Annotated in this window: 16 protein-coding genes; 4 read left to right on the plus strand and 12 right to left on the minus strand. The window is 36.0% G+C overall.

From position 1 onward, the window contains the following. Positions 1-29: 29 nt before the first annotated feature. The 5 genes from ilvD to ACY651_RS19205 all read right to left on the minus strand — a co-directional run bounded on the left by ilvD (position 30) and on the right by ACY651_RS19205 (position 6808). Positions 30-1709: a dihydroxy-acid dehydratase gene (gene ilvD, locus ACY651_RS19185; RefSeq protein WP_462255121.1), complete on the minus strand. Its 1680-nt coding sequence runs from the start codon at positions 1707-1709 to the stop codon at positions 30-32. 586 nt (positions 1710-2295) lie between these two features. Next, positions 2296-3471, minus strand: coding sequence for a 3-isopropylmalate dehydrogenase (gene leuB, locus ACY651_RS19190; RefSeq protein WP_462255122.1), 1176 nt, complete (start codon positions 3469-3471; stop codon positions 2296-2298). Positions 3472-3478: 7 nt separating this feature from the next. Beyond that, entirely contained in the window at positions 3479-4066 is a 588-nt protein-coding gene (gene leuD, locus ACY651_RS19195) for a 3-isopropylmalate dehydratase small subunit (protein WP_462255123.1), read from the minus strand. Between the two features lie 96 nt (positions 4067-4162). After that, the gene (gene leuC, locus ACY651_RS19200; RefSeq protein ID WP_462255124.1) at positions 4163-5563 is read right to left on the minus strand and encodes a 3-isopropylmalate dehydratase large subunit; all 1401 of its coding nucleotides are present in this window, start codon (positions 5561-5563) and stop codon (positions 4163-4165) included. 72 nt (positions 5564-5635) lie between these two features. Beyond that, positions 5636-6808, minus strand: a complete 1173-nt coding sequence (locus ACY651_RS19205) for a 2-isopropylmalate synthase (protein WP_462255125.1) — start codon at positions 6806-6808, stop codon at positions 5636-5638. A gap of 177 nt (positions 6809-6985) precedes the next feature. Between ACY651_RS19205 and ACY651_RS19210 the strand changes: the two genes are divergently transcribed. Continuing rightward, entirely contained in the window at positions 6986-8539 is a 1554-nt protein-coding gene (locus tag ACY651_RS19210) for a hypothetical protein (RefSeq protein ID WP_462255126.1), read from the plus strand. A gap of 799 nt (positions 8540-9338) precedes the next feature. Here the strand turns inward: ACY651_RS19210 and ACY651_RS19215 are convergent. Further along, positions 9339-10268, minus strand: a complete 930-nt coding sequence (locus ACY651_RS19215; RefSeq protein ID WP_462255127.1) for a redoxin domain-containing protein — start codon at positions 10266-10268, stop codon at positions 9339-9341. Between the two features lie 263 nt (positions 10269-10531). On the opposite strand from ACY651_RS19215, the gene lpdA reads away from it, so the two are divergent. Then, entirely contained in the window at positions 10532-11920 is a 1389-nt protein-coding gene (gene lpdA, locus ACY651_RS19220) for a dihydrolipoyl dehydrogenase (RefSeq protein ID WP_462255128.1), read from the plus strand. Between the two features lie 108 nt (positions 11921-12028). Here the strand turns inward: lpdA and ACY651_RS19225 are convergent, their stop codons facing one another. The 5 genes from ACY651_RS19225 to ACY651_RS19245 all read right to left on the minus strand — a co-directional run bounded on the left by ACY651_RS19225 (position 12029) and on the right by ACY651_RS19245 (position 16498). After that, on the minus strand, positions 12029-13621 hold the full coding sequence (locus ACY651_RS19225) for an ATP-dependent DNA ligase (protein ID WP_462255129.1): 1593 nt from the start codon (positions 13619-13621) through the stop codon (positions 12029-12031). Positions 13622-13624: 3 nt separating this feature from the next. Next, a complete protein-coding gene (locus tag ACY651_RS19230; protein ID WP_462255130.1) occupies positions 13625-14644 on the minus strand; it encodes a ligase-associated DNA damage response exonuclease in 1020 nt (339 codons plus the stop codon). Between the two features lie 76 nt (positions 14645-14720). Then, positions 14721-15218 carry a low affinity iron permease family protein gene (locus tag ACY651_RS19235; protein ID WP_462255131.1) on the minus strand — a complete coding sequence of 166 codons (498 nt, stop codon included), beginning with the start codon at positions 15216-15218 and terminating at the stop codon, positions 14721-14723. 209 nt (positions 15219-15427) lie between these two features. Next, positions 15428-15787 carry a pyridoxamine 5'-phosphate oxidase family protein gene (locus ACY651_RS19240; protein WP_462255132.1) on the minus strand — a complete coding sequence of 120 codons (360 nt, stop codon included), beginning with the start codon at positions 15785-15787 and terminating at the stop codon, positions 15428-15430. 150 nt (positions 15788-15937) lie between these two features. Next, positions 15938-16498: a ferritin-like domain-containing protein gene (locus tag ACY651_RS19245; RefSeq protein WP_462255133.1), complete on the minus strand. Its 561-nt coding sequence runs from the start codon at positions 16496-16498 to the stop codon at positions 15938-15940. A 255-nt stretch (positions 16499-16753) separates the two neighbouring features. Between ACY651_RS19245 and ACY651_RS19250 the strand changes: the two genes are divergently transcribed. Both ACY651_RS19250 and ACY651_RS19255 read left to right on the plus strand, forming a co-directional pair. Next, positions 16754-21043 (plus strand): PAS domain S-box protein, encoded by a 4290-nt coding sequence (locus ACY651_RS19250; RefSeq protein WP_462255134.1) that lies wholly within the window; start codon positions 16754-16756, stop codon positions 21041-21043. Beyond that, positions 21033-21404 carry a response regulator gene (locus tag ACY651_RS19255; RefSeq protein ID WP_462255135.1) on the plus strand — a complete coding sequence of 124 codons (372 nt, stop codon included), beginning with the start codon at positions 21033-21035 and terminating at the stop codon, positions 21402-21404. Before ACY651_RS19250 ends, ACY651_RS19255 begins: the two co-directional genes overlap by 11 nt. A gap of 11 nt (positions 21405-21415) precedes the next feature. Here the strand turns inward: ACY651_RS19255 and uxaC are convergent, their stop codons facing one another. Beyond that, positions 21416-22816, minus strand: a complete 1401-nt coding sequence (gene uxaC, locus ACY651_RS19260) for a glucuronate isomerase (protein ID WP_462255136.1) — start codon at positions 22814-22816, stop codon at positions 21416-21418. Between the last annotated feature and the right edge of the window lie 130 nt (positions 22817-22946).

Consider the following 22946-nt stretch of genomic DNA (forward strand, 5'->3'; position numbering starts at 1 on the left):
TCCAATGTTTCCCTTTAGGAGCGGAGAGGCTAAGCTTCGTCAGTTACACAACCCAAACTTGCATCTTTTACGCATTGTGCGTATTTATACAAAACTCCTTTGGTAACTTTTAAAGCTGGTTGTTGCCATTTTTTTCGGCGTTCGGCAATAATTGCTTCGCTCACTTTCAACGTCATTTTTTTTGTAGCCACATCAATTTCAATTTCATCATCGTCATGCACCAATGCAATTAAACCACCATTGAATGCTTCGGGTGTAATATGGCCCACCACAAAACCATGACTGCCGCCGCTGAATCTTCCATCTGTAATTAATGCCACATCTTTTCCTAAACCTGCGCCTGTAATGGCACTTGTTGGTTTCAACATTTCAGGCATGCCAGGTGCACCTTTGGGGCCTTCATTTTTTATTACTACAACATCACCTTTTTTTACTCTGCCATTGGCAATACCTGCAACCAAATCTTTTTCTCCATCAAATACTCTAGCAGGCCCAACAAAACGTTCGCCTTCTTTACCACTTATTTTTGCAACACTTCCTTTTTCGGCAAGGTTGCCAAATAAAATTTGTAAATGGCCTGTTGCTTTTAAAGGTTGCTCTAATGGATAAATTATTTTTTGTGTTTCAAAATTTATTGGCTCAGTATTTTTTAAATTTTCTGCTACAGTTTTTCCTGTTACCGTTAAACAATCGCCATGCAACAAACCTTTATCCAGTAAATATTTCATTACAGCGGGTACGCCACCATGTGTATGTAACTCCTGCATTAAATATTTTCCGCTGGGTTTAAAATCGGCCAGCACCGGTGTTTTATCACTGATGATTTGAAAATCATTTAACGTTACATCCACATCCACAGCTTTTGCCATTGCAATTAAATGCAACACGGCATTAGTACTTCCACCAAAAATCATAATGAGTGTGATCGCATTTTCAAATGCTTTCTTCGTCATAATATCTTTTGGCTTCACATCTTTCTCCAATAAAATTTTTATAGCTTTACCTGCATCTAAACATTCTTGTTTTTTTTCTTCACTCAATGCAGGGTTACTGGAAGAATAAGGCAAACTCATACCCAATGCTTCAATCGCACTGGCCATAGTATTGGCAGTGTACATGCCACCGCATGCACCAGCGCCGGGGCAACTGTGTTTTACTATTTCTTTAAAATCTTCCGGCGTAATGGTGCCTGCAATTTTTTTTCCCAGCGCTTCAAAAGAAGAAATGATATTTAACTCTTCGCCTTTGTAATGCCCTGCAGCAATAGTTCCGCCGTACACCATAATCGATGGACGGTTCAATCTTCCCATGGCCATAATTGCGCCGGGCATATTTTTATCGCAACCCGGTAATGCAATTAATCCATCGTAATAAAATCCACCACACACTGCTTCAATACTGTCTGCAATTAAATCACGGCTTACCAAACTGTACCGCATACCGTCTGTTCCATTACTGATACCATCGCTGATGCCAATGGTATTAAAAATTAATCCTACCAAATCATTATCCCACACGCCTTGTTTTGCGATTTTTGCCAAATCGTTTAAATGCATATTGCAGGTATTACCATCGTAACCCATACTGCATACACCTACCTGTGGTTTTTTTAAATCATTTTCTGTTAAACCAATGCCGTACAACATGGCTTGTGCAGCCGGTTGTGTTTCGTCTTGAGTTAATGTTTTTGAATATTTATTTAATTCCATACCCCTATCCCCTAAAGGGGAATAAATTGTGTTTTATTAAAATAATTTTGTTACAATCATTTGTTCTTTATTCATCTTCATTGGCGTCGCACTCTTCAACTGTATCTCTTTATTGAGCTTTAATTATGTTTTGCAAAAGCACCTGTCGTTCCTACGGGATGTTGAAAAAAAATATCCTAATTTTCTACCCACCTTAAGTTCCTAAGGAACTATTCTAAACCATAACCTCATTTTCATTCTTCGCAATGATCTTCTTCATTTCCCTCTCCTGCAGGAGAGGATAGGTGAGGTAAAAAAAACGACCCGCCTTTTTGGAGGCGGGTCGCTGTATAATTTTAATTTTATTTTATAAGCTTGCTCCTCCTCCATGCAGTGCAGGTATAATAATGACAACCGCAATAATAATTACTGCGATTTTGGTAATGACATTATTTAATTTGTTGCTCAACATAAAGGAATGTTATTACACAAATATACCTACACTAAAAATAAAAACCAAAGAACTAGTTAATTATTTATTTTTCAAACAGCAAGCAATCGTTAAAGCCCAATTCGTAATGTTGTCCCTTCCTGTAAAAGTGGATATTTATATAATAGTTGATTTTCTCAACTCAATATTTTCTTTATTCAATCTTCCCGGAATTTTATTACCAATATAATCACTGATCAATTCGCCTATAGTAGTTGTAAAATAAAAATTGATGGGTTCAATATCTTTAGTAACAAATTGATTCGCCAATGTCCACTCTACTGCTTCTCTAACCAAAGCCGCTTCTTCTCTTAATTCAAAATAATCCAGCAACATGGCTGCAGAAAGAATTGAACCAATTGGATTAGCAATATCTTTTCCTGTGGCCTGCGGATAAGAACCATGAATTGGTTCAAACAAAGCTGTTTTATTTCCAACAGAGGCTGAAGGCAATAAACCTAATGAACCACTTATCACACTTGCCTCATCACTGATAATATCACCAAACATATTTTCGGTAAGTATTACATCAAATTGTTTTGGATTAAGAATGATCTGCATTGCTGCATTATCAACAAATAAAAAATCTAATACTACATCAGGATATTGTACCGCTAATTCTTTTACTACTTTTCTCCAAAGCCGGGATGTTTCTAATACATTGGCTTTATCAACCAGTGTTAATTTTTTTCTTCTCGTTTGCGCCGATTGAAAAGCCAAATGTGCAACCCTTTCTATTTCTTCTTTGCTGTATGCACATTCGTCATACGCATAAGTTTGTTCTTCATTGGTTTCCTTTTTACCAAAATATATACCGCCGGTTAATTCTCTGAAAATGATAAAATCTACCCCTTCAATATTTTTTGTTTTTAGCGGAGATAAATGATGCAACGAAGAATAAGTTGTAATAGGGCGAATGTTGGCGAATAACTGCAATGCTTTCCTTATTCCAAGTAAACCTTGTTCCGGTCTAACCTTTGCCGTTGGGTCATTGTCGTATTTTGGATGACCGATAGCACCAAATAAAATTGCATCGCTGTCTAAACAAATATCAATAGTTTCTGTTGGTAGCGGTGTTCCTGTTTTATCAATCGCATCTGCACCCAACAAACAATATTTGTATTCAAACTCATGGCCAAATTGTTCAGCAATAGCATTCAATACTTTTACTGACTGTTTAGTTACTTCCGGCCCGATGCCGTCACCTTCGATTACTGCAATTATCTTAGCCCCTCCTAGCCTCCCCGAAGGGGAGGAACTACCATTTTTTATTTTGGTTTCTCTATTAATCATAAATTATTTATAGGGATTGTTTTTCAAAATTTTCTATTTCAGTTATGCTGTTCAATAAATAATCAATATCATCATACCCATTGATCATACAGGTTTTTTTATAACTGTTTATTTCAAAACTTTCTTTTTCTCCAGTTGCGTCAATAGTAATGGTTTGTGCTTCCAGGTCAACAGAAAGTGTTGCATCGTTTTCTTGCGCAAATATTTTTTGTACAAAATCTTCAGAAACAGTTATGGGCAACAAGCCATTATTTAATGCATTATTTTTAAAAATATCTGCAAAAAAACTTGATATCACTACTTTAAATCCATAATCAACAATCGACCATGCCGCATGTTCTCTTGAAGAACCGCAGCCAAAATTTTTTCCTGCAACCAAAATATCACCTTTGTATTGCGGTTGATTTAAAACAAAAGCTGCTTTAGGTGTTGCCTCATTATCATTTTCATAACGCCAGTCTCTGAATAGATTTTTACCAAAGCCATCTTTAGTAGTGGCTTTTAAAAACCTTGCAGGAATAATTTGATCCGTATCTACATTTTCGTTTTTCAACGGAACAAATGTGCTGGTTATATTTTTGAAACCTTCTTTCATTATTAATCTTTATCAATTTTCTAAAACCCTTGGAGGGTTTTGTAACAATTCAAATATTTTTAGTGCCAGCAAACCCTCCAAGGGTTTTATGCAAGACTATGCAAGCATTTCTCGTACATCACTTACAAAACCTGTAACCGCAGCTGCTGCTGCAGATAAAGGACTTGCCAATAAAGTTCTGGCTCCAGCACCCTGTCTTCCTTCAAAATTTCTGTTGCTGGTACTGATGCAATATTTGCCTGCAGGTATTTTATCTTCATTCATACCTAAACATGCAGAGCAACCCGGTTGACGTAATTGAAAACCTGCTGCTTCAAAAATTTTATCAATACCTTCTTCTATTGCCTGCTTTTCTACCTGCTTACTTCCGGGAACAATCCATACTTCCACATTATCAGCTTTCTTTTTTCCCTGTACAAAATTTGCTACCAAACGCAGATCTTCTATTCTTGAATTGGTACAACTGCCAATAAAAACGTAATCAATTTTTTGCCCTTTAATGGGCAAGCCTTGCTGCAAACCCATATAAGCTAATGATTTTTCCAAGCCCGATTTATCATTTTCATTTACCTCTGCAAGTGTTGGAATATTTTCATTTACCCCAATGCCCATCCCCGGGTTAGTGCCGTAAGTTATCATTGGTGTAATGTCGGCGGCATCTAAAGTAATTTCTTTATCAAAGTTTGCATCAGCGTCTGTAAACAATGTTTTCCAGTAGGCTAATTTTTTATCCCACTCCGCCGCTGCCGGTGCAAATTTTCTGCCCTTTATATAATTGAAAGTTGTTTCATCAGGAGCAATCATACCACACCTTGCACCCATTTCAATACTCATATTGCAAATGGTCATTCTTGCTTCCATACTTAAACTGGTAATAGCGCTGCCTGCAAATTCAACCGCATGGCCTGTTGCACCGCTGGCTGTTATCTTACTTAATATATATAACACAATATCTTTCGACACTACCCCATTTTTTAACTCGCCTTCAATGTTAATGCGCATTAATTTTGGTTTGGTTTGCATTAAACATTGGGTAGATAACACCATTTCCACTTCGCTGGTACCAATACCAAATGCAATTGCTCCAAATGCGCCGTGTGTGCTTGTGTGTGAGTCGCCGCATACAATTGTGTTACCCGGTTGTGTAATGCCCAGCTCCGGACCAATTACATGTACAATGCCCTGGAAAGGATGGCCCAATCCATATAATTCTACACTATGCTCAGCGCAATTTTTAATTAAAGCCTCCACTTGTAATCTTCCTAATTCTTCTTTAATAGGAAGATGCTGATTTAATGTAGGCACATTATGATCGGCAGTGGCAATGGTTTGTTGGGGACGAAAAACTTTTATCCCTCTTTTATTTAAACCAGTAAAAGCCTGCGGACTGGTTACTTCATGAATAAAATGTTTATCGATATATAAAACAGCAGGGCCTCCGTCAATATTTTTAACGATGTGTGTTTCCCAAATTTTATCAAATAATGATTTCCCCATTTTTCTTTTTTAAAAAGTGGGGGCCAAACCCCCACCACTAAACTAAAACTAAACTAAAACGCATGAGAAACTTTAAGCCGTAGCTAATATTTTGTTTTGATGCTGTAAAGCCATTGCAGTAAGGTCGGCATCTTCCACCACCTTTTTACTGTCGGCTACCTGTAAAAAATATTCGTATAAAGCATCAATATCATTCCTGTCGAACTGAAAATTTAATTTTTGAAAACGGTGCGCCAAAGCACTGCGGCCACTACGTGCCGTTAGTACAATCTTGCTGCTGTCGGCCCCTACTTCTTCCGGTGCAATAATTTCGTAAGTGGTAGTGTCTTTTAAAAACCCATCCTGGTGAATACCCGAAGAGTGAGAAAATGCATTGGAACCAACAATAGCCTTGTTAGGCTGAACCGGCATACGCATAATATCACTTACAAGGCGGCTAAGTGGATTTAATTGTTTTGCATTGATATCTGTATATAAACCTAATTCTTTATGCTGCTTAATTACCATCACCACTTCTTCCAGCGATGTATTGCCTGCCCTTTCGCCCAAACCATTAATGGTACATTCAATTTGTCTTGCTCCGGCAATTACACCTGCAATACTGTTGGCAGTTGCCAATCCTAAATCATTATGGCAATGGCAACTGATAATTGCTTTATCAATATTGGGAACATTGTTTACTAAGTAAGCAATTTTTTCGCCGTACTGGTGTGGCAAACAATAACCGGTTGTGTCAGGAATATTTACAACAGTTGCACCTGCTTTAATAACCGCTTCAATCACTCTTGCTAAATATTCATTGCCGGTCCTGCCTGCATCTTCGGCATAAAATTCTATATCATCGGTATATTTTCTTGCCCACTTAACCGCCTGAACAGCTCTTTCTAAAATCTCGTTCTGTGTGGCGTTGAATTTTGCTTTGATGTGAGAATCGGAAGTACCGATACCAGTGTGTATCCGTGGACGTTTAGCATGTTTAATGGCTTCGCCTGCGGCTTCAATATCTTTTTGTACCGCACGGCTTAATGCACATACAGTTGCTTTAGTAATTACTTTAGAAATTTCGGTAACCGATGCAAAATCGCCGGGGCTGCTGATAGGGAAACCAGCTTCAATAATATCCACTCCCAAATCTTCTAATTGAAGAGCCAGCTCCAACTTTTCACTGGTAACTAATTTGCATCCGGGTACTTGTTCGCCGTCCCTTAAAGTAGTATCGAAAATATGAATTTTGTTGCCTGGCATAGCTTAAAAAAATTTATTAAAACAACCGGTTATTTATTTTATATAATAACTTGCCCTAAATTTACTTCAACAGCAGTTAAGCAGAAAATCAAAAGGGAAAGGTTTTTACGTTTTATAACACCCGCAATTTTCGCCAAAATGCTTACCTGTATTGACTTTTAAAGATTTTCAATTACGATGCCCAACCGCAATACAGATACCTTATTTCAGTTAATAAAATCACTTGGCAAAAGTGAAAAGCGCAATTTTAAGCTTTATATTAAAAGAAACACTTCGTCGGAAGAATTAAAAATTGTACAGCTTTTTGATGCTTTAGATAAAATGGACGACTATGATGAAGCTGTTATATTAAAGAAAAGTAAAAGTATAAAAAAACAACAGCTCAGCAATTTAAAAGCCCATTTATACAAAGAAATTTTATCGAGCCTGAGGTTGATAACGGATGAAAGCAATATTGATATTCAACTGCACGAACAGATGGATTATGCCCGGATTTTATACAACAAGGGATTGTACCTGCAAAGCCTGAAAGTGCTGGACAAATTAAAAGAACAGGCAAAGAGTTTTAACCAGCTCACTTATCTGCAGCAAGCTCTTTTTTTTGAAAAAAAAATTGAAGGACTATACATTACCCGTAGCCTTAAAAACCGGGCCGAGGAATTAAGCATAGAGGCTGATGATGTAAATAAAAGTTTATCCAACATATCTAAACTGAGTAACCTTGCGCTGCAATTGTATGGCTGGTATATTAAGAATGGTTTTGCACGTGATGATGAAGAAGAAGAATCAGTAAAAGTTTTTTTGAATGCAAACCTGCCGGAAAATGTGCAGCAACTTAACAGTTTTTACGAAAAACTTTACCTGTACCAATGCTATTGCTGGAAGGCTTTTATTCGCCAGGATTTTTTACAATACTACCGTTACACACAAAAATGGGTAGATCTTTTTGAGGAAGAACCTTATATGATTCCTATAGAAAGTGGCCACTATATTAAAGGCATGCACAACCTGATGGGATCGCATTTTAATTTAGGTAATTATAAAAAATTAACAGAAACATTAAAACAGTTTGAAAAATTTTGCAAGAGCAAAACTGTATTGCAAAATCAAAATAATATTATTCAGTGTTTTTTGTACCACTCTATTTCTCTTTTAAACAAATACTTTTTAAGCGGCAATTTTTCCGACGGATTATTACTGATTGAAGGCATTGAAGAAAAATTAACTGCCTACGAATTGTATATTGACCGCCACCGCATTTTAGTAATTTATTATAAAATTGCCTGCATGTATTTTGGTGCCGGCGATTTTGAAACCACGATAGATTATCTTAATAAAATAATAAACTGGAAAGTTGATTTACGCAACGACCTGCAATGCTATGCCCGTTTATTACACCTTATTGCTCATTACGAATTAGGCAACCTGCAACTGCTGGAATATTTGGCCAAATCTGTGTACCGTTTTATGGCCAAAATGCATAACCTTAGTGTGGTGGAAGAAGAAATGTTTAAATTTTTACGCAAGGCATTAACTGTATCAGCTAATAAATTAAAACCCGAATTTGAAAAGCTGTTGCACAAATTAAAGCAGTTTGAAAACAAGCGTTTTGAAACCAGGGCATTTATGTATTTAGATGTGATATCGTGGCTGGAAAGTAAGATTAATAATGTGCCGGTGCAGGAGGTTACGCAGAAAAAGTATTTTTTGAAAAACAAAAAAGATTTATGAAATGCTTAATCGCTTTGATCCCGTTAGTTATCTTGTCCAAACTCAATATATTTGGTCAATATTCAACATCAAAAGAATTGGTCTATATCGATACTATTACAAAACCTTCAGCATATTTGCATTTAATGAATGACTCCCTGCTTTCCAGTTCAATTACAGCTTTTAATGGGCCTACAAAATATTCATTTAAACAGGACAGTATTTGTATTTTAAGTAGCTACTCCCTGATGAATTTCAACGGGCCTGACACATATGTAGAAAAATGGAAGTCGTACAAAATACTTTTTCGGAACAACGACTCTTTGATACTTCAAACCAACTACAAAAGACCTTCATATTCTCTACTAAAAAAGTACAACTTCTTTTTTACCAACATAGACCACCTTAAAGAAACCATCACCAGGTTCAAATATTAGAAATTCAGTTTTACCGGGTATTACAACGATAAACTGAAGGTATGGATAGACAGCTCTGGTAAAATAATACTTGAAACTACTTCAGGACTAAGACAAAAAACAAAATCTAAGAAAAGTATCAGAGGCACATTATCGGAAATTGAGTTCCAGCAATTTTTGGACACTTTATCTTATGCTATGCCTTCACAACTTTCTGAAAAAAGACATTGCGGTTCACACCCTTCTTACAGTAATTTTGAAATAAGCTTCAACAATAAAACTATTGTCAGTAAAGGTTGTTACTTATTTTGGGCTCAGGAACACTTCCTATTCAATTATTTAATGAATTTAGAAAAGAACAAGCGGTTTACTAACCGGATAGAGAAATGAGTGATTTAGTAAAATCACTCCGGCTCATTCACTGGATCAAATGAGTGATCTTTAGAATTACTTGAACGCATAACAAAATCGTCTTTTGTAATTTGAAACTGTTTGCTTCGTTTGAAAAGATTAAAATTTAATGTATACAAAGATTCATTAAATTCGGTAGCAGCAAAACCAATTACCTGATCTTTCTTAACTATATCGCCGTTTTTTACCAACGTGTTCTTCAAGTTATTGTAGAAATAAGAAAAACCTTGCTGCTCAATTATAACAACTTGTGAATTCTCGAAAATTAAACAATTACCAACTACTCCTTCATTAATTGAATAGACGGTGCTATCCTTAGCTTTAAAAGTAACTCCATAAGAAAGGAAATCTGCATCCATAACTTTCTTATTATGTTCAATAATTTTTGCATCATTCATTGGGCTTATAAATTTATTTACTGCAGCATCTTTTTTCACTTCCTCCATCGCCTTCTTCAACTCCATCTCAAATTCCTCCCCATTCAACTCTGCCTCAAAAAATTTCTTATAACCTTTTTTAGTATTTACAATAATAGTTGCAGGTATAGCGCCGCTCCATTTTTCATCAATCATCGGGCAAAAATAATCGGCATCGGTTTCATCAAGCCAGGCGATATTGGTTTTAAAATTATTTTTAGCAGCAAAACTTGCAATTTTTTTAGGGTAAAAAGATGGCAGGTCTAAACTCACCAGCAATAATTTTACTTTTTGGTTTTTATATTTATCGGTGATTTTTATAAACCCGGGAATTTCTGCCACACAGGGTTTGCAAAATGTAGCCCAAAAGTTTATCACATATACCGTATCATTTTTATTGCTGAAATTTTTTACTACATCAGCCATCTTTAATATAGGAATTTGCTGCGCCTCAGCAGCAATAGCAAAACAAAAAAATGCAATTACAATAGCAGCCTTTTTAATCATGGTTTAAAAATACATACAATTAGCTGATTGGGTTTACACAGCCTGTTAAAATAAGCCTTAAATAAAATTTAGCCACGGATTACACGGATTTACACGGATTAATTTGTGCTAATTCGTGTAATTAGTGTTGAAAAAGTCTTTGAAAAAGGGTTCCAAATAGCTTTTGGCTAATCACACATTTCAGGTTAATTTTGCCACTCCATAAAAACAGTTAATGCGGCAAACGTTTTAACTAATTAACTAATAAACAAATTAACGAACCAATGGCATACGATGTAATAGTGCTGGGCAGTGGCCCCGGCGGTTATCCGGCAGCAATAAGAGCAAGTCAGTTAGGTAAAAAAGTAGCAATTGTGGAAAAAGAAAGTCTCGGCGGCATTTGCCTCAACTGGGGTTGCATTCCTACCAAAGCCTTATTAAAAAGCGCCCAGGTATTTGAATATGCCAAACATTCAAAAGATTATGGTATTAATATTACTGACCCTTCGGCAGACTTTGGCGGCGTAATTGGCCGCAGCCGTGGTGTGGCTGATAAAATGAGCAAAGGCATTCAATTTTTAATGAAGAAAAATAAGATTGATGTGATAATGGGTTTTGGTAAACTGATTGCTCCCGGCAAATTAGAAATTACTGCAGCCGATGGTACAAAAAAAGTGGAGGAAGCAAAAAATATTATCATCGCTACCGGCGGCAGGGCAAGAGAATTACCAAGCCTGCCGATTGATGGTACAAAAATAATTGAATACCGTAAAGCAATGAGCTTACCTACGCAACCCAAAAGCATGATCATTTGCGGCAGCGGTGCAATAGGAAGTGAGTTTGCTTATTTTTATAACAGCATGGGTACAAAAATTACAATGGTAGAATTTATGCCACGCCTTGTACCTGTAGAAGATGAAGACATTAGTAAAGAACTGGAAAAGCAATTTAAAAAACAGGGCATGACGATTATGACCAGCAGTGAAGTGCTGAGTGTGGATACCAGTGGTGCAGGCGTAAAAGCGAAAGTAAAAACTGCAACAGGCGAAGTAATTTTAGAAGCCGATGTTTTATTAAGTGCTGTAGGTGTTGTTGCCAATATTGAAAATATTGGACTGGAAGCATTAGGCATTAAAACAGAAAAAGGAAAAATTGTTGTTGATGCCAATCAGCAGACTGCAGTAAAAGGAATTTACGCCATTGGAGATTGCACACCCGGCCAGGCTTTGGCACACGTTGCAAGCAAAGAAGGTATTAATGCAGCAGAACATTTAAGCGGTCATCATCCTGAACCTTTAGATTATAATAATATCCCTGGTTGTACCTATTGCTCACCCGAAATTGCAAGCGTGGGTTATACAGAAAAAGCGGCCAAGGATGCCGGTTATGAAGTTAAAGTAGGTAAATTTCCATTTATTGCCAGCGGTAAAGCTGTTGCTTCAAGTGCGACAGAAGGTTTTGTAAAAGTTATTTACGATGCTAAGTACGGCGAATTTTTAGGCTGTCACATGATAGGCATGAACGTAACCGAAATAATTGCTGAAGCTGTTGTGGCCCGTAAATTAGAAACTACTGCACATGAAATATTAAATGCTGTTCACCCTCACCCTACTATGAGTGAAGGTTTGAAAGAAGCAACTGCTGCGGCTTACGGGGAAGCGATAGATATTTAAGCAATAAAAAATGATTTTATAAAAAAGGATTACACAAAAAATGTAATCCTTTTTTTTTGTTCCCAGAGGAATTATTTTGCATTATCAGACGGTTGTTTTCAATTGTAATCACTTCGAATTTTTTAATAACAACCGCAGATCTTCAATGGTATTTATCTCAGCGGCAACTTTATCTTTTCGCCAGCGTTTTATACGGGGAAAGCGTAAAGCGATGCCTGCTTTATGACGGCTGCTTTCTGCAATTCCTTCAAAAGCAATTTCGAAAACCAGCTCAGGTTTTACAGTTCGTACAGGGCCAAATTTTTCAACAGCATTTCTCTTAACAAAATTATCTACTTCTTTTATTTCTTTATCAGTAAGGCCAGAGTAAGCTTTGGCAATACTTACCAACTTATGGCCATCTTTTACTGCAAAAGTATAATCGGTATAAAAATTACTGCGGCGGCCTGCACCTTTTTGTGCGTAAATCATTACGGCATCAATACTGTAAGGTTCAATCTTCCATTTCCACCAGTCGCCCCTTTTACGGCCGGTATTATAAACAGAAGATAATTTTTTAAGCATTAACCCTTCGCTGTTCATTGCCCTTGATTGTTCTCTTTTAATTTGCAGATCTTGCCAGCTATTAAACGATATCACAGGTGATAAAAAAATTGTCTTGTTTTCGGGTAAAGCGTTAATTAATTTTTCTAAGGTACTTCTTCTTTCCGCTAAATTTTTTTCCCGAAAATCTTCATACTCATATTCTAGCAGATCGTAACAATAAAAACCGATGGGTATTTCTTCCTGTTGCTTTTTACTAACTGTTTTTCGGTTAAGCCTTTTTTGCAGGCTGTTAAAAGATTGCACCTGACCGTTATTAAAAGCTAAAACTTCTCCGTCTATTACACACCCATCTGGTAAAATATCAATTAATTTTTCCAATTCGGGAAATTGATGTGTAATCAATTCTTCTCCTCTGCTCCATATAAATAATTCATTTTTACGTTTTATAATTTGTCCACGTATGCCATCCCATTTCCACTCTGCCTGCCATTGTTCAGCAGCACCAATGGTATTAATATCCTGTTCAATTGGGTAAGCCAAACAAAAAGGATAAGGTTGAGAAATATTAGTTGCGCTATCAGCTCCTTTAATTAAATCTGTATAATTTGTTTGGCCGGGCAACCACTTGCCCATTAAACTATGCATTAATTTATTGGCTTCAATACCGGTTTGTTTTGCAATGGCATTTACTAATAATTTATGCGATACTCCTACCCTGAAACTTCCACCAATTAATTTATTGAAAATTAATTTTTCCTGCACCTCCAGGCCACTCCATGCATTAAGCACATATTGTTTTTTTGTTTCGTCGCTTTGTTTTGTAAGTGCCGCTAGTTCACTAATCCAGGCTGCAATATTTTTTTTAATTCTTTGAGTGGGCTTAGGTAATATCAGTGCAATAGTTTCTCCTAAATCTCCCACTGTATGATAGCATTCTGTAAATAACCATACCGGAATATTTGCAATTTCTACAGCCCACTCTTTTAACAGTGCTGTATTAATACTTCTCTTTGGCCGCTTACCTGTAAATAAAGCAACCAGCCAAATTTTATCTTCATCGGATGCTTCGTTTAAATAATGTACAATAGCATCAATCTTATCGTTGGTTTTATTACTTATTTCTAACTGCTGAATAAAAGCTGTAAATTTTTCCATAATTTATCCATCAGTTTTTTCAGGTTCTGCAATCATTTCCTCATCTTCCTTACCATATTGTGTTGCAACTTCTGCAGCTTCAATTCCAATTTCATTTAAATATTTACTAAAAGTGGCAGTACTGCCATGTGTTACAAAAACTTTTTGTGCACCCGTAGCTTTAATTGCCGATAATAAACCATTCCAGTCTGCATGATCACTAACTGCAAAACCTGCATCAGCAGCCTGCCATCTTCGGCTACCCCTTACCTGCATCCATCCACTGCAAATTGCAACAGCAGCATTGGGGATTTTTTTTATCAGGTTGGTACCCAATAATGCTGGTGGCAAAATCACTATATTATTTTGCACATCAGCTTTATTCATCTCCATATTTATAATTTGTGTTGCAGGCAATATAATACCACAACTTTCAATAGCAGTATTTAAATTATTAATAGCATTATGTACAAATATTTTTGCATCACCTTCTAACCCTTTCATCAGGCGCTGGGCTTTACCCAAACTGTAGGCAATAAAAACGCTGGTTTTATTTTGTGCCTGGTTACCGGCGATCCATTTTTTAATATCATCAAATAATTTTTGCTGCGGCAGCCAATTGTATATGGGTAAACCAAATGTACTTTCAGTAACAAATTCATTACAACGCACCGGTTCAAAAGCAGTGCTTAATCCATCATACTCAGTTTTGTAATCCCCGGAAATTACTGCAACATATCCTTCATATTCCAAACGTATTTGCGCTGAGCCAATAATATGCCCGGCAGGATGCATGCTTAGTTTTACACCGTTAATAAAAACAGTTTCATTATAATCCACAGTGCTTATGCTTAAATTGGCATCTATACGCAGGCGCAAAATTGGAGCAGTAAATTTATGACACAAATAATGTTTACTTCCCCGTCTTGCATGGTCGGCATGGCCATGCGTTATTACTGCATGGTCAACAGGCAACCAGGGATCAATATAAAAATTCCCTTTAGCACAAAATATTCCCCTGTTTGTAAATGTGATAAGTTGCAACTTTAAAATTATAGCGTAAATGCAAATATTGTAACAGCAGTAAGCCGGTTTTGTTCATATTAAAATGTACGAAAAATTATTTGTCTTTTTTTTCAGCAGGTCTTATTTTATTTACTGATTTATTTTTTTGTTTGCTTATTTCTGACGCTTCGTCTAAGGAATGGCTGATATGGATATCATTTTCTTGTTCGGCAAGATCTGCAAGCTTTATATAAAATTTCTTCAGCAATTTTAATTCTTCGTCTGTTAAATCTTCAACATCAATTAAGCGGTTGCTTGCTTTTTCGCTGCTGGCAATAAGCTCATTTAGTTTTAACTGTATGGCTAATGTATCTTTGTTTTGAGATTGCTGAATAACGAATACCATTAAAAAAGTAATAATGGTAGTTCCGGTATTTATTACCAGTTGCCAGGTATCCGAAAATTTAAATAACGGGCCAGTAACTGCCCAAACAATTATGACAGCTAAAGCACTTATAAATGCAGCAGGTGAGCCGGTTGCATGGGTTATAACTGCAGAAAATTTATCGAAATAATTTTTCTTATTTTTTTGAAGCGAAGATTTTTTTTCCATGGCAAATATTTATATATGGTTAAAAGAAAAAAATATTGTGTTTCTACCTTTCTTCTCTATAATTTAATACACATAATATTTGCATTCACCCGGCTAAACATAATGCCATTGCCGCCAAAGCCCGAAAAAAATGAAAAGTAAAATATTTTTTACGTTTGATTTCTGGTATAAACCTTTTGGATAAGGAGGGGTATCACTTAAGCATTAACTTAATGCCTTCCATTTTCCTTAGTGTATTCTATTTTAAGTGGTACTATTTTTAATAATGCCAATTCATTTTCATGCAACCCATTACCAAACCATACTTTACCAACAGCCGACCATAGTTCCAGCATTTTCTTTTTATCCTTTACAATTATTGCATTTCCGTGTATTACTACATAATCATTGTCTTTCGGGTTACCATAACTAATCTTTACTTTACCATTTACAGGTATGGGATTTACTTTATCGCTGCACTCATTAGTAAAAAACCAAAGATTACCATCGTTATCGACATGGGTTGGTACAATAGTATGTTCTTTTAATTTTCCATTGCCTTCTTTAGTTATAAGAATTCCGGTTTTCATACTGCAAGGGGATTATAATTTTCATTTGGGGATTTATTTTAGTTTTCATGATACATTTTTCGATTGTTAAAAAAGCCTGAAATATTTAAACAGTATATTTTTAATTACAAAACTATAAGGCACTGCTTAAATATTTCAGGCAGTAACTTATTATGCTTCCTGCATAGCCACTACATCCGAAGTTATTTCTGTTAACTTTTCATCAGCAGCTTTTTCCTCGGCTAAGTTTTGATGCAAAAGATCTGCAACATCATGCATGCCCAGTATTTGGGCGTAAGCGGTTAAAGTACCATAAGTGGCAATTTCATAATGCTCTACTTTTTGTGCTGCAGCAATAATACCTGCGTCACGCATTACACCTTCTTCACATTCGGCCATAATTTCTTCTGCTTCTTTAATTAAGCCAGCCATAGCTTCGCATTTTTTAGCTACCGCATTTAAGTTAGCAGCCGCAAAAGCTTCTTCTACTCTTTTAACCTGCTCTTCTGTTTCTGCAAGGTGGTTAGTTAAACCCTCTTTCAACTCTTCGGCTGTTGCATTTTTAATCATTTTCGGAATTGCTTTTACCAATGCTTTTTCTGCCCAGTAAATATCCTTTAAGCCATCTTCAAAAAATTTAAGCAACTGCTCATGATCACTTTTTATTGTTTTCATTTTTGTGCTATTCCCATTGCTTTTAGCAGGAGAATTAGTTTTTTCTGTACTTTTCATGTGAGTATTTTTTTGATTAAAATAATTTATTTACAAAAAATATTGAACAATATAGATGCCAATTGTTTTTTGGCTTTATACAATAATTTTTTGTGTACATTTCTCTACAAGTTTAAAATTTGCAGGGTAAGCATTTACTCCTGTATTCCCACTATGTTAAATGCCTGCTAACGCATTGTTTTATCTGTTTTAAAAGATAATTACTTTTAGAAAATATATGTTATTTTTGAAAGCTGGTAAAGCATTAAAATTCGAATGATAAGCCCCGGTAATAAATCTACCTCAAAAGACAAATTTTCCTTTCTCTCCGGCGGAGGCGAAATGGGCGCACTTATCCGTGAAAAAGACTGGAGTAAAACCGGTGTTGGTAATCCTGAAACATGGCCCCAAAGTTTACGTACCACTTTAAGCATTCTGCTCAATTCAAAATTTCCCATGTTTTTATTTTGGGGAACCGATTTAATTTGCTTTTACAATGATGCCTACCGCCCCAGCCTGGGAAAAGAAGGCAAACATCCTTATATATTAGGAGAACGTGGTGAAGAACACTGGACCGAAATATGGCATATTATAAAACCACTAATAGATCAGGTACTTGCCGGCGGAGAAGCAAGCTGGAACGAAGACCAGCTAATACCTATATACAGAAACAATAAAATAGAAGATGTTTACTGGACATTTAGTTACAGCCCGGTAAATGATGAATCGGGGAAACCTGCAGGTGTTTTTGTTACCTGTAATGAAACTACTGATAAAGTAGAAACATTGCAAAAATTAAAAGAAAATAAAGATCAATTGGAATTTGCAATTGAAGCTGCAGAATTGGGCACCTGGGACTATAATCCTGCTACAAATAAATTTACCGGTAACCAACGCTTAAAGAAATGGTTTGGTTTACAACCTGAAGGGGAAATTGAATTAGGGCAAGCAATAAATGTGATTGCCGAAAAAGACCAGCAGCGAATAATTGCAGCTATACAAAAAGCATTAGACTACTCTTCTGGTGGTAATTACGAAGCTGAATACAGAATAGTTAACCCTGTAACAAAAAAAGAAATAATTGTTCTGGCAAGAGGCAAAGCATGGTTTAATAATGAAAAGGTTGCTTACCGCTTTAATGGAACGATGGAGGATATAACAGCGCAGGTATTATCTGCAAAAAAAATAACAGAAAGCGAAAAAAAATTTCGTGACCTGGTTATGCAATCTCCTGTGCCTAAGGCAATATTAAAGGGGCCGGATTTTATTGTGGAAATGGCTAACAGGGCATTGCTTCAAAATATCTGGAGAAAAGAAGAGAGTGAAGTTACAGGTAAAAATATTTTAGAGGTCTTTCCTGGATTAAAGAACCAAAAATTTCCGGCACTTTTGGATAAGGTGTATAAAACTGGTAAAGCACATGCAGAATCTGAAGCATTCATATCCTTTACAAACAATGGAGTAACCGAAAATTTTTATGTTGATTTTGAATATGCCCCGTTATTTGAAGCAGATGATAATATTTCTGGAATAAAAATTACCGCAATAGATGTAACAGAAAAAGTTGAAGCAAGAAAAAAAATTGAAAAAAGCGAAAAAGAATTCAGGCAGTTGGCTGATTCCTTACCCGAACTGGTATGGACAACCGATAAAGATGGTAATCAAACTTTTGCTTCAAAAAGATGGAAAGAATATACAGGTTTAGACCCTTATGATATAACTTCCTTTGAAAAAATGGTTCATCCGGAAGATTTACAAAATGTGGTGAACGCATGGACTGAATGTTTAACTGCAGGAAATATATACAGAACACAACTTAGATTAAAAAGTAAAAATGGCGATTACGAATGGTTTTATGTACATGGCGAAGCCATAAAGGATGCTAACGGCAATATTGAAAAGTGGATAGGATCTTTTACAAATTTTAATGATCAAAAGATTGCAGAAGCAGAACTTGTGAATGCTCTGTATCAAATTGAAAAAAGTGAAGAGCAGTTCCGTACTCTTGCAGATAATATGTCGCAGTTTGCCTGGATGGCTGATGATAAAGGGTGGATATACTGGTATAATAAACGATGGTACGAATACACAGGAACATCCTTAGAAGAAATGCAGGGCTGGGGATGGCAAAAAGTTCATCACCCAGATTATGTGGAAAGGGTAGTTAAAAAAATTCAACATTCATTTGATACAGGAGAATACTGGGAAGATACTTTTCCACTTAAAAGTAAAACCGGGGAGTATAATTGGTTTTTATCCCGTGCATCGGCTATAAGAGATGCAGAAGGTAAAATATTGCACTGGTTTGGTACCAACACCAACATTACAACGCAAAAAAATATTGAAGAAAATCTTGCCTACCGTACTGCATTGCTGGAAGCTTATCAACATGCAAGTTTTGATGGGATATTGCTAGTGGATGCCAAAGGCAAAATTATAAATTACAATCAACGCTTTGTTGAAGCCTGGAATATGCCGCAACACATTGTAGAAGAAAAAGATGATGTTGCTGCCTTAAATTATGCGATGAATCAATTGGTAAATCCACAACAATTTATTGAACGTGTAAACTATCTTTATGACCACCCTGCAGAAACTAGTATTGATGAACTTGAATTTAAAAATGGAAAAATTATTGAGCGCTTTGGCTACCCCGTAAAAGGACTGGATGGAACATTTTATGCCTGGGCCTGGATCTTCAGAGATATAACTGAGAAAAAAAATTATGAAAATTCTGTTTTGGAAAGTGAACAGCGTTTTAGAAATGTTGCCAACAGTGCGCCTGTATTTATTTGGATGGCCGGTACGGATAAATTGAGATATTTTTTTAACACTGCATGGTTAGAATTTACGGGCCGCACTTTAGAGCAGGAAAAAGGTAATGGATGGGCCGCCGGAATTCATCCTGACGATTTTAAAACCTACCTGAATAAATACCTAACTGCTTTTGAAAAAAAAGTACAATTTTATTCTGAATACCGCCTTAAAAGACATGATGGAGACTACCGATGGGTATCTGCTAAAGGAGTTCCCCGTTTTACATCAGAAGGAATTTTTGATGGTTTTACAGGTGCATGTATGGATATTCACGAACGTGTAATTTATCAGAAAAAATTAAAGGAGGATGAAGAAAGGCTTAGCATAATAATTAATGCAAGCGAATTAGGTACATGGGAATTAAATGTAAAAACAAGAGAAGTAATTTATTCTGACAGGTATCTTGAAATTTTTGGTTATAAAAACAGGGTGGAATTAAATCATCATGAATTAATAAAACATCTTCATCCTGATGACTTTGGTATCAGGGAAAGGGCATTCAAAAAAGCGCTATCTACAGGAATTTTACATTACGAAGCCAGGCTAATCTGGAACGATAAAAGTATTCACTGGATGGAAGGAAAAGGTAAAGTTTTTTACGATGAAAACAATCAACCGGACAAGTTAATTGGTACAATGAGGGACATTACTGAAGAAAAAAATTATCAGCAGCAGTTACTTGGCAGAGAACAAAAATTCCGGTTACTGGCAGATTCGATGCCGGAATTTGTATGGACCGGAGATACAGAAGGAAATTTAAATTACTTCAATCAATCGGTTTATGATTACACCGGACTTACCGCCGAAGAAATTGATAAAGACGGATGGCTGCAAATAGTTCATCCAGATGACAGGGAAGAAAACACCCGGCTATGGCTAAACGCTATTAGTACTGGAAAAGATTTTTTATTTGAACACCGTTTTAAACGTTACGATGGCGAATACCGTTGGCAACTTAGCCGTGCCACGCCGCAAAAAGATTCAGCAGGAAATATTCAGATGTGGGTGGGCACCAGTACAGATATACAGGAAATGAAAGAAATGGATGCACAAAAAGATCTTTTCATAAGCATGGCCAGCCATGAATTAAAAACTCCGGTTACCTCCATTAAAGGATATGTACAGATACTACAAAGTATGCATACCGACAGCGAAGATGACTTTTTAAAAAAATCGCTGGGCATTATTGATAAGCAAATTGTAAACCTTACCGATTTAATTGCCGACATGCTGGACCTTTCTAAAATTAAAACCGGCAGCCTTTCTTTAAACAAAGAAAGTTTTAAAATTAATGAACTTGTTGTAGAAATTACAGAAGAGATAAGGCATATTAACCCTACTGCAACTATAATTTTTTCGCATGAAGATGAGCCTGTTGTTTTTGCAGACAGAAGCCGAATTGGACAGGTATTAATCAATTTTCTTTCTAATGCAGTAAAGTATTCTCCCGGCACGGGTACCATAAAAATAAAAAGTATGGTGGAAAAAGATATTGCAATAATTTCTGTTGAGGATTCCGGAATTGGCATAAACAAAACTGATCAGAAAAAAATATTTGAACGCTTTTACAGGGTAGAAGGAAAAAATGAAAAAACTTTTCCAGGGTTTGGTATTGGTTTATTTATTGCTTCGGAAATTATACGTAATCACGGTGGAGATATAGGAGTAGTAAGCGAACCCGGCAAAGGTTCTATTTTTTCTTTTTCACTTCCCTGCACAAAAAATTTAAACGAAAAAAATGTCAGTTAAAGGCGCACATATTTTAGTTATTGATGATAACCAGGATATTCTTTTAATGTTGAAAACTATGCTCACCATTAAAGGATACAATGTTACTGTAAGAGATAATATTAAAGAGCTGCAATTTTCTATTAAAGAATTAAAGCCTGATGTTATTTTAATGGACATGCTTTTATCAGGTGCAGATGGAAGGGAAGTATGTAAAGAGCTAAGAAAAAATACCGCCTTTGCTCATATTCCCATTGTAATGATATCGGCACACTCCCATGTAGAGGAAGAATGTATTAAAGCCGGTGCCGATTATTTTATGGAAAAGCCTTTTGACATGAACAGCCTTATAAAAATTGTTGAACAGGCATTGAAAAAATAATTTTTACTGCGTTAAAATCCAAAATATTGTTTGGCATTATTATAGCAAATATCTTCAATCACTTTTCCTGTCCATGCTATATCGTTAGGTAACTCCCCATTTTCAATTTCTTCGCCAAACATATTGCAGAGTAAGCGGCGAAAATATTCGTGGCGTGGAAAAGACAGAAAACTTCTGCTGTCGGTTAACATACCTACAAATTTACTGAGCAAGCCCATGTTGCTTAAAGCATTCATTTGTTTGGTCATACCATCTTTTTGATCTAAAAACCACCAGCTGCTGCCGTATTGCACTTTGCCTGCAACGCTGCCATCATTATAATTGCCTGCCATAGTTGCCATCAATTCATTATCTGCAGGATTTAAATTATACAAAATTGTTTTTGCAAGTTGATCTGTACTATCTAATGTATTTAAAAATTTAGCCAATGCTTTTGATTGAGAAAAATCGCCAATACTGTCCCACCCTGTATCGGGGCCAAGCTGCGATAACATTCTTGCATTGTTATTACGCAATGCGCCTAAATGAAATTGCTGCACCCATCCTTTTTCGTGATCCCATTTTGCAAACTCGATCAGCATGGCTGATTTTATTTTATGATTTTCGGTATGGCTTAAGGTAGATCCTTTTCTTACTTTATCAAAGATGCTATCAATTTCGGCATCGGTAAAATCTTCGGCATAAATTTGTTCTAAGCCATGGTCGGAAACAGCAGCTCCCATTGTTGCAAAAAAATCGTGGCGGTTTTTTAACGCCGTTAAATAATCTCCATAACTGCTTACTGAAATATTACTGGCAGCTTCTACTTTAAGCACATAAGCATTAAATGTTGCAGCATCATCTACATTCATGGCTTTATCAGGCCGGAAAGCCGGTAAAACTTTTACAGCACAATTATCAGCAATAATTTTTTTATGATGTTCCAGTGTATCGGTAGGATCGTCGGTGGTGCATAAATTTTTTACATTCATTTTTGCAAGCAATCCTCTTACACTGTATTCTTTTGTTTGCAATAAAGCCGTTGCTTCGTCATAAATTTCTTTTGCACTATCTGCATTTAAAATTTTATTGATATTGAAATAACGTTGCAATTCTAAATGCGTCCAATGATATAATGGATTGCGTAAAGTATAAGGAACTGTTGCAGCCCATTGCTGAAATTTTTCGAAATCACTTGCAGTACCGGTACAATATTTTTCGTTGATGCCATTGGTACGCATTGCCCGCCATTTGTAATGATCGCCATACAACCACACCTGCGTAAGGTTTGTAAAGTTTACATCATTTGCTATTTGATCGGGAGGTAAATGATTATGGTAATCAACAATAGGCATTGCTTTTGCAAACTCATGATATAAAGTTTGTGCAGTTTTGCTTTGCAGTAAAAAATTTTCGTCTAAGAATTTTTTCATTATATCTTTCTATTAAATTAATGCTCTTTTAAATAAATGTTCAATAATCAATTCTCAATATTCAATGTTCAATAGAAACGCATAGCGTTAAATTTCAAATAATTTCCTGAAAACAAACAAAGCCAAAGCT

Source organism: Ferruginibacter sp., from assembly GCF_031391665.1.
In the GTDB taxonomy this organism is placed as follows: Bacteria; Bacteroidota; Bacteroidia; order Chitinophagales; family Chitinophagaceae; genus Ferruginibacter.

Excerpts from the sequence above, each read along its gene's own strand:
- ilvD (WP_462255121.1), bottom strand. The coding sequence starts at position 1,709 with ATGGAATTAAATAAATATTCAAAAACATTAACTCAAGACGAAACACAA.
- leuB (WP_462255122.1), bottom strand. The coding sequence starts at position 3,471 with ATGATTAATAGAGAAACCAAAATAAAAAATGGTAGTTCCTCCCCTTCG.
- leuD (WP_462255123.1), bottom strand. The coding sequence starts at position 4,066 with ATGAAAGAAGGTTTCAAAAATATAACCAGCACATTTGTTCCGTTGAAA.
- leuC (WP_462255124.1), bottom strand. The coding sequence starts at position 5,563 with ATGGGGAAATCATTATTTGATAAAATTTGGGAAACACACATCGTTAAA.
- ACY651_RS19205 (WP_462255125.1), bottom strand. The coding sequence starts at position 6,808 with ATGCCAGGCAACAAAATTCATATTTTCGATACTACTTTAAGGGACGGC.
- ACY651_RS19210 (WP_462255126.1), top strand. The coding sequence starts at position 6,986 with ATGCCCAACCGCAATACAGATACCTTATTTCAGTTAATAAAATCACTT.
- ACY651_RS19215 (WP_462255127.1), bottom strand. The coding sequence starts at position 10,268 with ATGATTAAAAAGGCTGCTATTGTAATTGCATTTTTTTGTTTTGCTATT.
- lpdA (WP_462255128.1), top strand. The coding sequence starts at position 10,532 with ATGGCATACGATGTAATAGTGCTGGGCAGTGGCCCCGGCGGTTATCCG.
- ACY651_RS19225 (WP_462255129.1), bottom strand. The coding sequence starts at position 13,621 with ATGGAAAAATTTACAGCTTTTATTCAGCAGTTAGAAATAAGTAATAAA.
- ACY651_RS19235 (WP_462255131.1), bottom strand. The coding sequence starts at position 15,218 with ATGGAAAAAAAATCTTCGCTTCAAAAAAATAAGAAAAATTATTTCGAT.
- ACY651_RS19240 (WP_462255132.1), bottom strand. The coding sequence starts at position 15,787 with ATGAAAACCGGAATTCTTATAACTAAAGAAGGCAATGGAAAATTAAAA.
- ACY651_RS19245 (WP_462255133.1), bottom strand. The coding sequence starts at position 16,498 with ATGAAAAGTACAGAAAAAACTAATTCTCCTGCTAAAAGCAATGGGAAT.
- ACY651_RS19250 (WP_462255134.1), top strand. The coding sequence starts at position 16,754 with ATGATAAGCCCCGGTAATAAATCTACCTCAAAAGACAAATTTTCCTTT.
- ACY651_RS19255 (WP_462255135.1), top strand. The coding sequence starts at position 21,033 with ATGTCAGTTAAAGGCGCACATATTTTAGTTATTGATGATAACCAGGAT.
- uxaC (WP_462255136.1), bottom strand. The coding sequence starts at position 22,816 with ATGAAAAAATTCTTAGACGAAAATTTTTTACTGCAAAGCAAAACTGCA.